This window comes from Elstera cyanobacteriorum, from assembly GCF_002251735.1.
In the GTDB taxonomy this organism is placed as follows: Bacteria; Pseudomonadota; Alphaproteobacteria; order Elsterales; family Elsteraceae; genus Elstera; species Elstera cyanobacteriorum.
Map to the genome: position 1 here is coordinate 1 of NZ_NOXS01000015.1, position 14297 is coordinate 14297.

Genomic DNA, 14297 nt, shown 5'->3' on the forward strand with positions numbered 1-14297 from the left:
TCCTTCGGGGCGCCGATTGCATTTTGGGGGTCCGTCATCCCCAGGGTCTCTAAGCGGACGTAATACTCCTCCTCAGTGTACAGTTTGCGACCGTGATACATTGCCCATTTCGTCACGGCTGCGCAACATGAAAAACGCAATAAAAACAGATACTTAACCCGTGAAACATCCAAAAGCCGATTCACTCAAGCGAATCAAGGGTGAACAGCCCGACTCTTCAGATTCGACTCGCAGCCGCTTTTCGTAGGCATCCCGCCGGTTTCCCATGTGAAAGGGGAGGGGATAACGCCTTGATTCTGCGTCACCGCAGCGCGGCTTGAGAGGATGTGATGTAAGGTTCGCCTCACAGGCTTAACCGTTGTTATCACTGGTGTTTCCGTTCCGAGTTAAAGTGATTTGCGATGGGTGAGCGCGCTCGCGCCACCATCGAGCTCGAGGGCGGCCGTCAGCCAGGGGCAGAACGTTTGCTTCAGCNGGATAACGCCTTGATTCTGCGTCACCGCAGCGCGGCTTGAGAGGATGTGATGTAAGGTTCGCCTCACAGGCTTAACCGTTGTTATCACTGGTGTTTCCGTTCCGAGTTAAAGTGATTTGCGATGGGTGAGCGCGCTCGCGCCACCATCGAGCTCGAGGGCGGCCGTCAGCCAGGGGCAGAACGTTTGCTTCAGCAGCAGCCCAAGGCGCCGCGCTTCCTCAAAATCCCACGCATCCAGCAGCTGGGTGGCAGCCAACTGAAGGGGAAGCGGCGGGTGGCAACCAGGTTCCAGCAAGGCAAGCTGAACGCTCTTGCTCCAGCGCTCAGGCTCGAACGATGCCTGGAGCGTGGCGGATGCGTCGATATTGCCATTATCGCGTCGCGCGGCGGTCAGGGCGATCAGGATATGGCCAATCTGGCGTAGGCTATGCTGATCCTCCTCAGAAACACCAAGGGTCGAACAGGAACCGGCCAAAGCCAGGTCGTAGTCGCTGGCGATAACCCCCGGATCACTGACCCGCAGCATTTGGGACGGGCTGAGTGCGAAAAACTGATGAAGGGCGGTCATTAGGGCATTCCCAGGGCTGGCGATAATTCAAAGCAACGGGTCGCTTGAAATTCTAAAGGCGAGGGCAGCAGGTCGATCAGTCCGGTGCCGACGCACGGTGGAATGATCCACGAGGGTTTCGGGCGGGCGGCTTCGATGGTCGCGCGCAGACTGCGGCCCATGCCGGATAGGTTCGGACGCTGATGGCGACAGCGTCGCGGCGGCGGTGCCGCGCCCTGGTCGTCGTCATAATCGCCCCAGCGCTCGAGATGGTAACGGGCAGGCGGGATCCAGGCGACCCGTTGGCCAAGCGCAGGCGGTACGTTCTTCACCCACAGATACCAGCTAAAGGCCGTCTTGGTCTTAGCCTTTCGCAGGAGCGTGTCCTTCCGCAGCGGCACCCGTTCGGCAAAGTGCGGGATCACCGTGGGCGGACTGTCGGCAAAGGCGCATTGATAGCGGCGGACGCCCTCGGTGTAGCGCGACGGCCAGAATAGGGCGACCAGAACTCGCGAGGACCACATGGCGCGGTCCCAGAACGGCAGTTCGCGCCCGCCGAAGGGCGTGTTGCAAATAGTCCCATCGATCTCGGTCAGTGGCGCCTTCAGATAGTCGGCATCTGATTGCAAGCCCCGTTTTGCAGAAACCATTGCGGAACGCGCAAGGAGCGACGAAAAAAACCAATAACTACAAGTGTGTTCTATCCCTTAATAGCGTGCATATGTTATTATGGTTATCATTTTTTCAATCATCATTAATTATGGGCGATTCCTCAGCGGTTATAAAGCGGAATAAACCTGTTTAGAACCGCAAAAGTGATAATACTAAATTATTCGGCTCGAAATTAAGACTCGAAGAACCCGCGCGAACCTTTGGCGACGCTTCAGCGACATCATCATCAATGGACGGGGCGGGCTTCCGCGCGGGGGCGCGGCTTGGCGCCGCTGCCAGTGAATCGACGGCAACGCTAGGGACGGGCAAGGTGGCCGCCCGGCGGGCAATCGCGGTATCGACCGAGACGATCCGATTGCCAAAGGCGGGCATAACTTGGCTTTACAACCATTGCCGAAGGATATGGCCGTCACCAGGGTTCCGGCGCTCAGCGAGGAGGACGCCCAGTTCGAGTTCCAAAATCGGGGTCTAAGTAGCAACGGAACAGAAAACCTACACAAGGTTTGAGCTGCCGACAGTGGCAAAGCGCGTGCTTGCCGAGCCAGTAGAAGAGGTGAGTGCGGACAGGCCGGGTTCGGGTTTTCGGGGATGAAAGCGGGCGCTCGTTCTGTGGCAAATATCCATTGCTATCGCTATTAGCGTTCGCCAGGTAACTCCACTCCCTGGTCAAGCTGGGAGTGGAATGGTCTTGAAAATGTCGGCGAACTAGGTGGCGCTCTGCCGTGCCAGCCAGTTTAAGACTGTCTGGTTAGTTTCCTCCGGCTTTTCCTCCTGGATCCAATGGCCACAATCGAGGCTGACTATGTCAACATTGGGCACGAAATCTGCTAGTTTTTCAAATTTCGGGATGACATCTTGGTCGCCATAGATCATGAGCGTCGGCTGACGAACGATGGGGTCCACATCGCCCAAAAGGTGCCAATTACGGTCTAGGTTCCGGTACCAGTTGATGCCGCCCGTGAATCCGGATTTCTCGAAAGCAGAGATGTAAACAGCCAGTTCGTGATCGCTCATTACGGGCTCGCCGAGCGCTGTTTCGGCCTTTGCGAGATTGATCATGGCCATGCCGGGTTCGGGCGCCCGAAGGGGTACGTTTTTCCGGTATAGGTTGCGAAGGAAGTGGGCCGCATTCTTGTCCAGAATGGCGTCCGCGACGCCTGGCTGTCGGTTGAAATGCACAAAGTAATAGTCGCTGCCCAGGATCTGTTCCAGAAACTCAATCCACGGCGCTTCGCCACGCTCCTGATAGGGCAAGCTCAGATTGATCAATTTGTCGACCCGGCTGGGATGCAGCAAGGCCAGCCCCCAGACTACCGCCGCGCCCCAATCGTGACCGACAAAGGTCGCATCCTGATATCCGTAGTGATCGAGGAGGGCGACGAGATCGCCCGTAAGGTGTTCGATGTCATAGGCCATTACCTCGTCCGGACGCGACGAGTTACCGTAGCCCCGCTGGTTTGGGACGATGACATGGTAGCCCGCAGCGACAAGTGGGGGCACCTGGTGACGCCAGGAATAGGCGTGCTCCGGCCAGCCGTGGCAGAGCACAATGGGCCTGCCTCCGTTTTTGCGGCCAGCCTCGAAAACTTCGAGGTCAACGCCGTTGACCGGAAGAAGGGTGGCTTTGGAAAAATTCAATGTATCGAGCATCACTTACTCACCTTGTTGACATGTGCTGTCCCCGCCTAAAGGAAAACGGTGCCAAAATTCGTCACCTTTGTATGGCAGTGAACCCCGATGAACGCCCGCCTCCGACAAGACGCCATCGTGCGCAGCCTTCGCCGCAATGGCACATCGACTCTCGCCGAGCTTGCTGAGGCAGTTGGCGCGTCCAGACGCACGGTGCTGCGTGACATCAGCGCGCTGCGCGACCACGGCTTCGTCATCTATTCCGAACCGGGGCGTGGGGGCGGCCTGCAACTGGACCCACAATCCGTTCAGACCACGGCTCGGCTCTCGGTCGCCGAAGTTTTTGCGCTGCTCATCAGCGTCACATCCATGCGTGCCGCCGGCAGTCTCCCCTTCTCAGGTCTGGCCGATGCCGGTCTTGCCAAGATTGAGAGCGCCTTGCCCCCCGACAAGTTGCGGGATCTGCAGCGGATATTGACCTGCTTGCATGTCGGGCGGCTGTCCCCGCTGGTCGATATCTCGGACATGGGGACGATGGACCCTCTGCTGCTGCCGGCTTTCGAGGTTGCCTTTCTCCGACAGAGGCGGTTGCGCTTTCAATACCGTGACTCGAAGGGAGCCGTTACTAGCCGAAGTGTCGAGCCGCAGGCCATGCTGATCTTGCCACCACTTTGGTATCTGGTGGCCTGGGATCCGGCGCGCGAGGGGTTTCGCCATTTTCGCATGGACCGGATCGGCAGGCCAGAAGTCGAAGAAGTCGCAACTTTTCAGCGACGCCATGTAGCGTTCGAGGGTCACGTTCGCCCGGTTCGTGATTTGTCGCGATGAACCGCGCCGGGTTTGCCGGAGGCTTGAATTCAATATTTACGCGGCCATGGCTTTGGATTCCAGAGCTGCGTAGAAGTTGGTCTCGGCTTCTGCGGGTGGAATGTTTCCGATTGGCTCGAGCAAGCGTCGGTTGTTGAACCAGTCGACCCATTCCAGCGTGTCGTATTCGACGGCCTCGACGCTGCGCCACGGGCCGCGACGGTGGATGACCTCGGCCTTGAACAGCCCGTTGATCGTCTCGGCCAGTGCGTTGTCGTAACTGTCTCCGACGCTGCCGACCGAGGGTTCGATACCAGCCTCCACCAGCCGCTCGGTGTAACGGATGGACAGATATTGAGACCCACGGTCGCTATGATGAACTAGGCCCATGGCCTTGGCGGGGCGGCGGGCATGGACGGCCTGTTCCAAGGCGTCGAGCACGAACCCTGCCTGCGCCGAGGTGCTGACGCGCCAGCCCACGATCTTGCGGGCATAGGCGTCGATGACGAAAGCCACATAGACGAACCCTTTCCAGGTGGCGACATAGGTAAAATCCGACACCCACAGCCTGTTGGGTGCGGGTGCCCGGAACTGCCGGTTCACCTTGTCCAGCGGGCACGGGGCTTTCTTGTCGGGGATCGTCGTCCTGTGTGGCTTGCCCCGGATGATGCCCTGGATGCCCATACCCTTCATCAGCCGCGCGACCGTGCAGCGGGCGACATCGAACCCCTCCCGTCCCAGTTGCCGCCAGACCTTCCGCACGCCATAGACCCGCCAGTTCTCCTCGAACACGCGGCGGATCTCTGGCTGTAGCGCCTCGTCCCGGCGAGCACGATCCGACAGCCGTTCTGGATCGGATCGTCCAGCCAGATGATTGTAGTATGTGGATGGGGCGATCGGCAGCACCCTGCAGATCGGCTCGACCCCGTGCGCATCACGATGCGCATCAATGAACGACACCATCACTTCGACCGGCGGTCGAGCTCCGCCATCGCAAAATATGCTGACGCTTTGCGCAGAATCTCGTTCGCTTGGCGCAACTCACGGTTCTCCCGCTCCAGCGCCTCCATCCGCTCGGCCATCTCCGTCGGGAGGCCAGACCGTCGGCCGCTGTCTACTTCCGCTTTCTTGACCCATTCGTTCAGGGTCGGCGCTGAACAACCGATCTTTGCCGCGATCGACAGGATCGCCTGCCACCGTGAGCCGTGCTGGCCCTCGTTGTCCAAAACCAGCCGAACCGCGCGCTCGCGAACCTCAGGCGAAAACTTGTTCGTCGTCCTGCTCATGATGCTCCATCCTAATCAAGAGTTGGAGCCTCCGGCAAACCCGGCGCGGTTCAGGTTGCCTGCGGGTGATCTCTCAATCGGGTTGTGGCCTGTGTATTAAAGCTAAAAGGCTGGCGTAGCTGTATCCGACAGTCGTTGACGGTTGACGTACGTAAATTGATGCACTAAGTATTCAATCGTAGTCCAAGGACGGGTGAGCGGAAACGCGATAGGGCTACCGTGCCGACTAACCCTCGGTTCCTCAGTGGGGATGTAAAACGGTCTCGTACGAAACGCAAGTTTCACGGATAGGCCCTGCGGGGCCTATTTTCGTTTGGCTTCCCCCACAGAAAAGATCAGGTATGTTAACGCTTGATCGTTCGTAGCTCGCCCGCTCGGAGAGGGCTTTTAGTAAAAGTGCTGTTTGCAAGATTTACGAATGATACTGGAGCAGCGCGTTGTGTCATACCGACTTTTGGGTAGGCACTTTGAACGTGCATGAGTAGATCGAAATCGTCAGATTTTGTAGCCTTCAACATATTAAAGAAACAAACGTACGGATCGCCCAAATGGGGGAGCAAGTTTGAACGAAGAAAGAAAAAGTTGGATTGTCTTGTATGATAAACTGTTTGACCCGGTAGCCCCCGGATTAAGGAGGGCAAAAACTGAGAAAAGGCATATCGCGCAATCGAAAATGTTCGCCGTTCCCCATCGTGGTGATAGTGCCAATCAGGCGTCAGTGACGGATCATACGCATCAGTAAAGACATGACAGCCGAAGCGAACCTCTATCGTAACAGCCCGTTTAGTAACAGGTAATGATAGACGCATGGGTCGAAGATGAGATAGGCCATAAGTTATTCCATCTATCGTCTTATTTTTGAACATTTTCTAAATTCCCGTCCCGGAACACAACATAAGTTAATTTGTTTTACGCAACAGTGCGGCTCAACGTCAATTATGTGCAAATGTGAACAGAGACGGCTGTAGCACTGGCGATATGAATTGCTGACGTTATATTTACCAAAAATTAACCCGCATACCGGGGAATCCCGTTGCCAAGACCTGCACATAACATTGGTTAATACAACCGAACGATTGACATATCAGCTACGCGCTTAACGCTCCATCCCGCCATCGCGCTGCCGCTCACGCTCCTGCTCGCGCTTGTTGGTTTCGATCGCACCGCCCGTCCCAAAATGCAGCCCGCCGCTGCCGATTTCGTAGATACCCGACAGGATTTGGAGCGGATTGCCCGTGGCCACGCCGGTTGCCAGCTTCATAGAGCCTAAAGCCAACTGTCGGACCTTCGCCGTATCGGGCTCGATCTTGGTGGCGATCACCATTGTCGCCCGCGTCACAGCGGACTGAAGGGCGGTCTTTGGCAGGTTCTTCAACGAATTGAGGACGCCCCGGCGGGCGAGCATCAACTCGGGCGTATCTTTCATCTGAAGCGAGCGCGCCTTCTCGCCAGCCTTACGGTACCGCTCAAGGGCACTGGCGACAGCGGCATGCAGGTCTTTATCCTGGGCAGGCGTGCGACGCTCGGCAAACTGCTGGGCGCGGGCAGCCCATTGGCCTTGGTCGGTCGTGGCCTGACGTGACGACATGGCACGCGCTGCATCGACGATGCGCTGCTGCTGGGCGCGCATATCGCCAACGGCACGCTCGCCGTCGGGGGTGAGCGCGTGACCCTGGCCCGCCCGGATCTGACGCATCGCCTCCAGAAGCGACTGGCCGACCTGCGGACGATGCGGGTCAAGTTCGCTGTAGAGGAGGGTGGAGACCTTGTCGCCCTTGCGTTCGGCCAGCAATTGCAACGTCGCCTCGTTCGGCACTTCCTGTTTTGCGTACAGAATTGTGGTCGACTTCGCCGCCCGCGACAATTGCCCGGTGGCGGTCTCGCGGTCGACGCCATAGCCCAGCAGCACGATGGAGTGATCAAGCCGCAGGGCATTGGCTTCGCCCGCCCCGAGCGCATAACCATAATCCCAGCCCGTGTGTTTCGTCGCATCGAAGACGCCGATCCGGCCGCTGCTCTCCTCCTTGAAGGCAACAAGGGGTCCGTCAATCGCCTCGACCCGCGCGAAGTCACCGGCGGCGATACCATCCCGCTTGGCATGCGCCTTGAACAGGATACGGTCACCAACGGCAAGCGCCCGTGTGGTCTCGCCCTGCGGCACCATCACCTCATCGCCAAGCTGGCCAAGCGCTTTGAGATCAGCGCGGGCGGCGAGGTTGATGTCGCCTGCCGCCGCCCGGTTCGGCGCGATGATCAGACGGGCGCCGTCAAGATCGGCCAAGCGTTCCGACCAGGCGCGGCCCGCTTCGCGGTAAAGCTCGCGTTTTGTATCGAAGAGCGGGTCGATCTGTTCGCTCTTCTCGATCGTCCATACGGCGGCACGGTTCGATGCCGCCTCCTCAAGATGGTCGCGGGGCGTTCGGGGCTCGGCGTCATGGGTTTCGGCATGCAGCGCCAGCTTATAGGGATCGATCGGACAGCGAGCCAGAGCCTCCCGATAGGTCTCAATGGCATCGGCGATATCGGCGGCGGCAGCGTTACGCTCCTTAATTTTGGCAATGGTCGCTTCCGAGAGGATGCTCTTTTGATCGGGGCTTAAGCCATACTTCTCGGCAGCGATATGATCCGCCATCGCCATTGCCGAAGCGTGGTGAGAGAGCTGCTGATAGGCGCGGAGCCGGTCGATCGCGGGATCGGCAGCGGTATCCGGGTGAACCGCGATCACGTCGGCCGCACAGACGGCCTCTTCCATTTTCCCTGTGAGGGCGTACCGCGGCACATCATGCTGGAGATCGTCGGCCGAATGTAGCACCGCCACCCCGTTGCCCAAGATCCGGTGCAAACCGGTGAAGGTCGCGCCATCGGCCGACCGGGCGAGACCGTCCACGGTCCCCATCAGCACCAGGGAAGCGCCGCGTTCCTCAGCGATTTTACCGATTTCTGCGAGGCGCGGCGCGGCCAGCAGATGGGCATTGGTGACGACAATCCGGTCCTCGGCCGCCGGAAGACGCGGCTCAAGATAGGCTTTCGTCGCAGCGACCGTGTGCTCGAGGAGACGGTTATCCTGGAAGGTCGCCCGGTCCGAGAAAATCCGCTCAAGATCGACGGGCGTCTCGGTCCGGGCCAAACGGCGCTGAAGCTGCTCGGTCAAAGCGTCGCTGCGCTCGCCCGTCTGCTCATAACGCTGGATATCGGTATACAGAGCCACTTCGCGTAAGAAATTCGGCAAGGTCACCGCATTCGTCACCCCGGCGCGGGTCAGTTCCCCGGCGCCAACGGTGGTCGACGACAAAGCAATCAAGCGATGACCCTGGGTCTGATCATGGGCGGCCAGCAGTGCCAGGCCCGGCCCAACATCGCGCATCGCGCCGGTATCGAGCGTCGCAATCCGCCCCTGGCGGGTCACGCTGTCGAGAACCGCGAGCTGGTCGATCCCCGGCGCGGTCCCGAGGGACTTTTCATAAAGGGCGGCAGCAGCAGCGGTTTGAGCCTCGGTGGCCGCTTGGGCCGGGGAGGCTGCGAGCCGCACGGCGACCGCGAGCGCGTCCGCTTCGCTCTGCACTGTTTCGGCGAGAGTGTAATAGGGGATCCGCTTGGATTGCGGCTGATCGGCCGTGCCCGCGCCTTGAGCCGGCGTAACGTCAAAGGCGAGGAATCGTTCATCTGCCTTCAATGCAGCATGAACATCGTGCCGCGCTAAGCGATCAAGACCAAGAGCCTTGAGCTGTTGTTCGATCTCTTCCGCCGGAAGCGCCGGGCTGCGCTTCAGCAGCAGTAGCGCGGCATCAATCCCGCGTTGCGTCTCCGGCCCCGGCCCGCGCACAAGCGTCCGACCGGCACTGGCCCCAGGTGCTGGAGCTGGCGTTGCGGGCTGCGGCCCGAGACCCAAGGTCCGCTTCAGCCGCTCTTCGACAGCCCTCAGAACATCTGAGTTTGCCGCGTCAATCGGCGTGCGCGCCTGCATGGCCTCGGTAAACCGGGCGCGTTGCACCGCGATCTGCGCCTGCGCGTCATGCTCATTAGCCAATGCCGCCGCCTCCGATAAGCCCTGAAGACCAGTATCAAGCTGGCGATGGACCAGCGCTAAGCGCGCGATATTGGCTCGGGTCGGCAGTGCTTCAGCGTCGAGAAGCACGCGCCGGAAGGCCTCGACCTTCTGATACATATCCGCTTCGACAATCTGAAGCAGGGCAGGCTGCTCAATGCCAGGGATCGGCGCACTCTGCATCGCCGCACGCTCGGCCACCAGCTTGTCAAAATCGCTCGCGCTCAGCGCCTCAAGATCAATGCGCCCGGGGCGGGCATTGAAGACCTGCGCCAACTTGTCTTCGATCAGCCATTCCGGCTGCTGGGATGGCGCAACCGCTGGGGCCTTCGGCTCGGGCAGGATAATCTGCGCCGCGTCCGCCGATGGCGCGACCGGCTGTACGACCGCCTCGGGCCGCTCGACCCGCATTGCCTCGTCCTGCTCAAGACGGCGTAGACCTTCGCTTGCCACATTGGCCAGCCGGTCGGCCAGGACAGTGGGGCCAATCGCCTTAAGGTCGTCGTTCATATCCGCCTCGGGCAAGAAGCGAATAACCCGATTGCCATGCAGGGCCTGAAGACGCTCGAAGGCCTTTTCACCGGCGTGGTCATTGTCCGTACAAACGACAATCAGCTTTGCATCGTCCGGGTAACTTATCTGGTGCAGGTTCGACGCCGAATAGCCCGCCCAAACCCGCGCATTGGGACGCGCTGTCGCAATGGCCAGACCATCCTCAATCCCCTCGGTGAGATAGAGAATATTGCTGCCAGTGTCGCTCAGTTTCGCAACTGCGCCATCGCTATGACCGATGACCAGCTTGGACGCGCCCTCAGGCTTGCGCCCATCTGCACCCGGCAAATAGATGCGATGGGCGCCAGCGAACTTATTCGCGCCATCGGTCAGGTTCACCAGCAGAACCGGATAATAATGCCCGTTGGGGTGTTTAACCTTCGGCACAAAGCCCAAGGCGTCGCTGCGCGCGCTGATCTGACGGCTCGTCAGATAGGCATCGGCCGCCGTCCCGTCGACGCGCATACGGTTCGACCAAAGCTGTTCAGCATAAGCGCGCTTCCGCGCTTCCGCCGCCGCGTCATTCTGGACCTGCCCCGCCACATAGGCCTGCAATTCCGTCTGCTCATGCTTCTGGCCAAGAAACTCCAGCGCCCACTTATAGGCTTCTCTGCGATCGCCACCGAACTTCGCGTTGGCAATCAGCGTGAAGATATTGCCGCTATCCCCCGAGGCAAAATCCTTCCAGATGACATAGCCCTTCTTACTGCCCATCGAGATCATTAAACTGTCGCCGGGCGCTCCGCTGATGTCACCGACCCGCATCGCATTATTGGTGCGGTCACAGGTCGCCGCCGGCATGATCTTATTGACGACGATCGTCCATTGGTCCGACAGCGGTTTGAGGAGATCGGTGATCGACGGACCGGTCTTTCCTGCATCAAGCGCCCGCGCCACCTTACCGACCACCGCCGCGCCCGCTGCCCCTTCCGCGCGATCCACTGCCGCTGTCGAGAGTTTCGGCGCATCGGGGTCAAGCACAAGCGAGGGGCGGGGCGCATGGCGCGGTACATCCGTGCCGTGAACGCTCGGCGTCTGCCATTCATACTCGAGCGTCGAGTTCGGCACGCTCATCGCGCCGATCTTCTGCTGCAAGCTCACCAGATTGATTGCGTCGGCCGACGCCGCGAACAAATACATATCGTCGCGGTGACGGGTAATGGCGACGCGCATCCAGCCCTGATCCGCGCGCGTGTCATAGAGCACGAAGCTGGCGTCTGCCGTCATGCCCTGCGCGCTATGAACGGTCGAGGCGTAGCCGTAATCGATATTGCTCCAGCGCCGCGTATCGACCGGCGCTGTGATCTCTTGGCCGTCAAACTGAATGTGCAGGATCGACCCTTCGATCTCGCGGATCGTGCCGCGCATGCGCCGATAAAGGTCTTGCTGCTTGTCCGTGTCGGTCAGAATAATCCGATCGCCCTCGGCAAAATCGCGTGCGCCGCGCGCCGTCTTCACCGTCACATCGTCGCTGCTTAATCGCCCCTCAGCCCGCATCGCCGCCCGCGCGCGCTGATTGAGATCGTCAACATCGACATTGCGATAGGCGAGGATCAGCATGTTGGCGGGCGACCGGTCGGCCAGAGCCTCGCGCCATTTGGCGATGAGCGCCGACTTCGCCCCGGCACGCCAATCGATCTGCGGGTCTTTTCCGCGCTTGCGCAGTTTGAAGGCGTCGAAGATCGCCTTCTGCTGCGCCCGCGCCGCCGGTTCGCCCGCGAGACGGTTCAACTCCGCCGTCGCATCCTGCGCCAAGCTGCGCACCGACACGTTCAACCGCTGAAGCGTCGGACGATAGAGCACCGGGCGACTCGAAATCGTGACCGCCGCTTGCTCCATCTGCTTCGACAGCGAACGGATCAAACTCTCCGACGCGCCGACATCGCGCGCTTCGGCGACCATGCGGCGGCCTTCGAGATAGCGCAGCACCTCCGCCGTAACCGGCTCCTTCTCGGTCGCGGCAACCGACTGACCGAGGATAATGCGACCCTGCTTGGAATAATCCTGCAACGCGCCAAGAATGTCGCCCTTGTGGAATTTAACGCTCGCGTCGCGCTGCCAATCGACACGCTGGCGTGTGATCTCGTCCAGACGGCCCGCGCCGAAACGATCGACCAACATCGCGAAGGGCGCACCCGCGTCGATCGGGCCGGTCTGGCCGCGGTCGCCAATCTCAATCAGCTTGGCACCAACCGCCTCAAGATAGTTCGACAGGATGACATGATCCTTCGTGCCAACGATCCCCGCTTCATCGAGAACGACAATCGACTTGGCCGTCGGCAGTTTCTCCTCCAGCCGTTCTGCCGCCCGCATCATGAAACTATGAAGGACGCGATGGGTTGACGCCGACATCTGCCGCGTCGTCAGCACCTCGGTAAAAGCGTCTTTGGCGCTATGGGTCTCCGGCAGCTTCGCCTGATACCATTCAAAGCTCTCCCAAATTTTTGCATCGATCTCACCAAGATCGAGGAAGCGCCGCAGGCTCTGATGGTTCTCGATCTGAAGGATCAGCGTGCGCAGCGTGTCGGCCTCCATGCCGGTGCCGTTGCGCAGTTCATTAACGGCCTGATGCGATAGCGCTACGCCGCGCACCTTGAACTCGGTCTCATCGTAGAAGCTGCGTAAGACGCGCATGGCCGTCGTCTTACCCGACCCGGCCCAGCCTTCCGCCAAACCTAAGTCGCCGCCGGTCAACAAGCGATGGACCGCATCAATCTGGCTGACATTGCCGTCGCTGGTGAGGATCTCCCGGAAACGCGCTTCCACCTGCTCGACCGTCACCGCGACAGCGTGATCGTTCCGGCGCGCAAGATCGGCGCTGGCCGTCAGCAACGAATGCTCAAGCTTCACCGTATCGCGTAGCGTGTAATAGGTCTTAAGGCTGGTCTCTTCGATCTGATTCCCTTGCGCGTCAAAGCTGATATTCGTCTGGGTCTCGATATGCTCAAGCAGTTGATCCGACCGCAGCACTTTCGCGAGCCAGCGCTCCATCTCACTCGCTTCATGCGCAAACTTGCGAAGCTCCAACACGACGTCATCATAAGTAAACACGGCCTTGCGCAACGCCAGCGACCCGATCACCGCGTCAGGGTTCTGTTCGATGACTTTGCGCGATGCCGCCAGCCAGTCGAGATGCTCTTGCACCGCGGGGGTCACGATATCGCCCTCTCGCCAACGCGCGGCGACGCGCATTTCATCCATCTGGAGAGGCGAGGTCGGCAGGTGCCCGAGTGTTTCGAGAATCACTTCCTTCTCTTCGCGGTAGGCCAGCGGAACCTCGAACCCAAGGTCCAAGCAACGATCTCTGACCAAGCCAGTAAATTCGGATTGGATCTCGGCTAACGTCGTCACCGAGCCCCAGTCCGTCACCGGCATATCGACCTTCTGCTGCCGGGTGTTGCGTAGCACCTCGCCGGTATCGACGTTGATGACCTGCCGCCGCTTCGCGCCGAAGCCCTCTTCGAGCATCGGTCGCATTGCCGTCAGCACATGAGCATGAGGCTGATAGCGATACCAAAAACCCGACTTCCGAACATAGACATGGTCGCCTTCGGGCTTCAGTCCCGGATCGTCATAGCGCTCATCAAAGACAGGGACGCCCTCGGGCTTCGGCTCATCATACTCGTGCTTGCTGCCGTAAAGGTGCATCGACACCAGCGCCATCATACCGCGCGACGCATAGAGCTTCTCGACGGACTCGCGGACCAAGGCGACATTCTGGTCAATCGTAAACTCGCGGGGCAGCGTCTGGATAAACTCCCGGAACAGCTGCGCGTCTTTGCGGATTTCGACCTCATCGATCAGGTCGGCAAAGCGTTGGCTAGCGGCTTCGATGTTAAAACGGGACTCGGCCGCAAGCGCTTTAGCCCAATCGGGCGCTTGCTCGCCGACGATAATCTCGGCATGGGCGACCTGAAATTGACGCGGGCGGAAGTCGAAGATTTCGCCGGTCTGCGGGTCAACGCCGCGCATCCCGACGCGATAGGCTACCGATTGTGTTGCTGTCGTTCCCGTTCGATAGGCAGCCGAATGGGCGGCTTTAGCCCCGCCGCCGCGCGCTTGGATTGAAACGTGAACATTCGTATGCATGCACCCACAGAATGCCAAAAGAAGAAACGTCGCGCAAGCGACGTATATACGTGCCTACTGTCCGACCGGGCCAAAACGCAGGGCCGTCTAGTCGGGTCCGGTTCCGCTGGGGCAACGCCGCAAACGGGGCCGGACCCCAAAAGCGGAGGGGGCGGGCGACGGAACGACGACCGACACCGACAGCGCGACGGGCGC

General features: G+C 60.0%; 6 protein-coding genes and 1 other annotated feature. Of the genes, 1 reads left to right on the forward strand and 5 read right to left on the reverse strand.

Features of this window, described 5'->3' with window-relative positions:
- Window positions 1–581: 581 nt before the first annotated feature.
- The 3 genes from CHR90_RS00620 to CHR90_RS00635 all read right to left on the reverse strand — a co-directional run bounded on the left by CHR90_RS00620 (window position 582) and on the right by CHR90_RS00635 (window position 3344).
- Entirely contained in the window at window positions 582–1043 is a 462-nt protein-coding gene (locus tag CHR90_RS00620) for a hypothetical protein (RefSeq protein WP_094406680.1), read from the reverse strand.
- Window positions 1043–1672 (reverse strand): hypothetical protein, encoded by a 630-nt coding sequence (locus CHR90_RS00625; RefSeq protein ID WP_094406682.1) that lies wholly within the window; start codon window positions 1670–1672, stop codon window positions 1043–1045. Before CHR90_RS00625 ends, CHR90_RS00620 begins: the two co-directional genes overlap by 1 nt.
- A 727-nt stretch (window positions 1673–2399) precedes the next feature.
- Window positions 2400–3344 carry an alpha/beta fold hydrolase gene (locus CHR90_RS00635; RefSeq protein ID WP_094406686.1) on the reverse strand — a complete coding sequence of 315 codons (945 nt, stop codon included), beginning with the start codon at window positions 3342–3344 and terminating at the stop codon, window positions 2400–2402.
- Window positions 3345–3431: 87 nt separating this feature from the next.
- Between CHR90_RS00635 and CHR90_RS00640 the strand changes: the two genes are divergently transcribed.
- Window positions 3432–4151: a helix-turn-helix transcriptional regulator gene (locus CHR90_RS00640; RefSeq protein ID WP_094406689.1), complete on the forward strand. Its 720-nt coding sequence runs from the start codon at window positions 3432–3434 to the stop codon at window positions 4149–4151.
- A 36-nt stretch (window positions 4152–4187) separates the two neighbouring features.
- Here the strand turns inward: CHR90_RS00640 and CHR90_RS00645 are convergent.
- Both CHR90_RS00645 and CHR90_RS00650 read right to left on the reverse strand, forming a co-directional pair.
- A protein-coding gene (locus CHR90_RS00645) for an IS3 family transposase (RefSeq protein WP_094406691.1) occupies window positions 4188–5416 on the reverse strand; the annotation gives its coding sequence in 2 pieces (ribosomal slippage) (window positions 4188–5128 and window positions 5128–5416; 1230 coding nt in all).
- Window positions 5019–5135: a sequence feature (AL1L pseudoknot), on the reverse strand. (Overlaps the previous gene by 117 nt.)
- Window positions 5417–6512: 1096 nt before the next feature.
- Window positions 6513–14102: an AAA family ATPase gene (locus CHR90_RS00650; protein ID WP_094406693.1), complete on the reverse strand. Its 7590-nt coding sequence runs from the start codon at window positions 14100–14102 to the stop codon at window positions 6513–6515.
- Window positions 14103–14297: the final 195 nt, after the last annotated feature.

Coding starts and splice junctions, on each gene's coding strand:
- CHR90_RS00625 (WP_094406682.1), bottom strand. CDS start 1,672: ATGGTTTCTGCAAAACGGGGCTTGCAATCAGATGCCGACTATCTGAAG.
- CHR90_RS00640 (WP_094406689.1), top strand. CDS start 3,432: ATGAACGCCCGCCTCCGACAAGACGCCATCGTGCGCAGCCTTCGCCGC.
- CHR90_RS00635 (WP_094406686.1), bottom strand. CDS start 3,344: ATGCTCGATACATTGAATTTTTCCAAAGCCACCCTTCTTCCGGTCAAC.
- CHR90_RS00620 (WP_094406680.1), bottom strand. CDS start 1,043: ATGACCGCCCTTCATCAGTTTTTCGCACTCAGCCCGTCCCAAATGCTG.
- CHR90_RS00650 (WP_094406693.1), bottom strand. CDS start 14,102: ATGCATACGAATGTTCACGTTTCAATCCAAGCGCGCGGCGGCGGGGCT.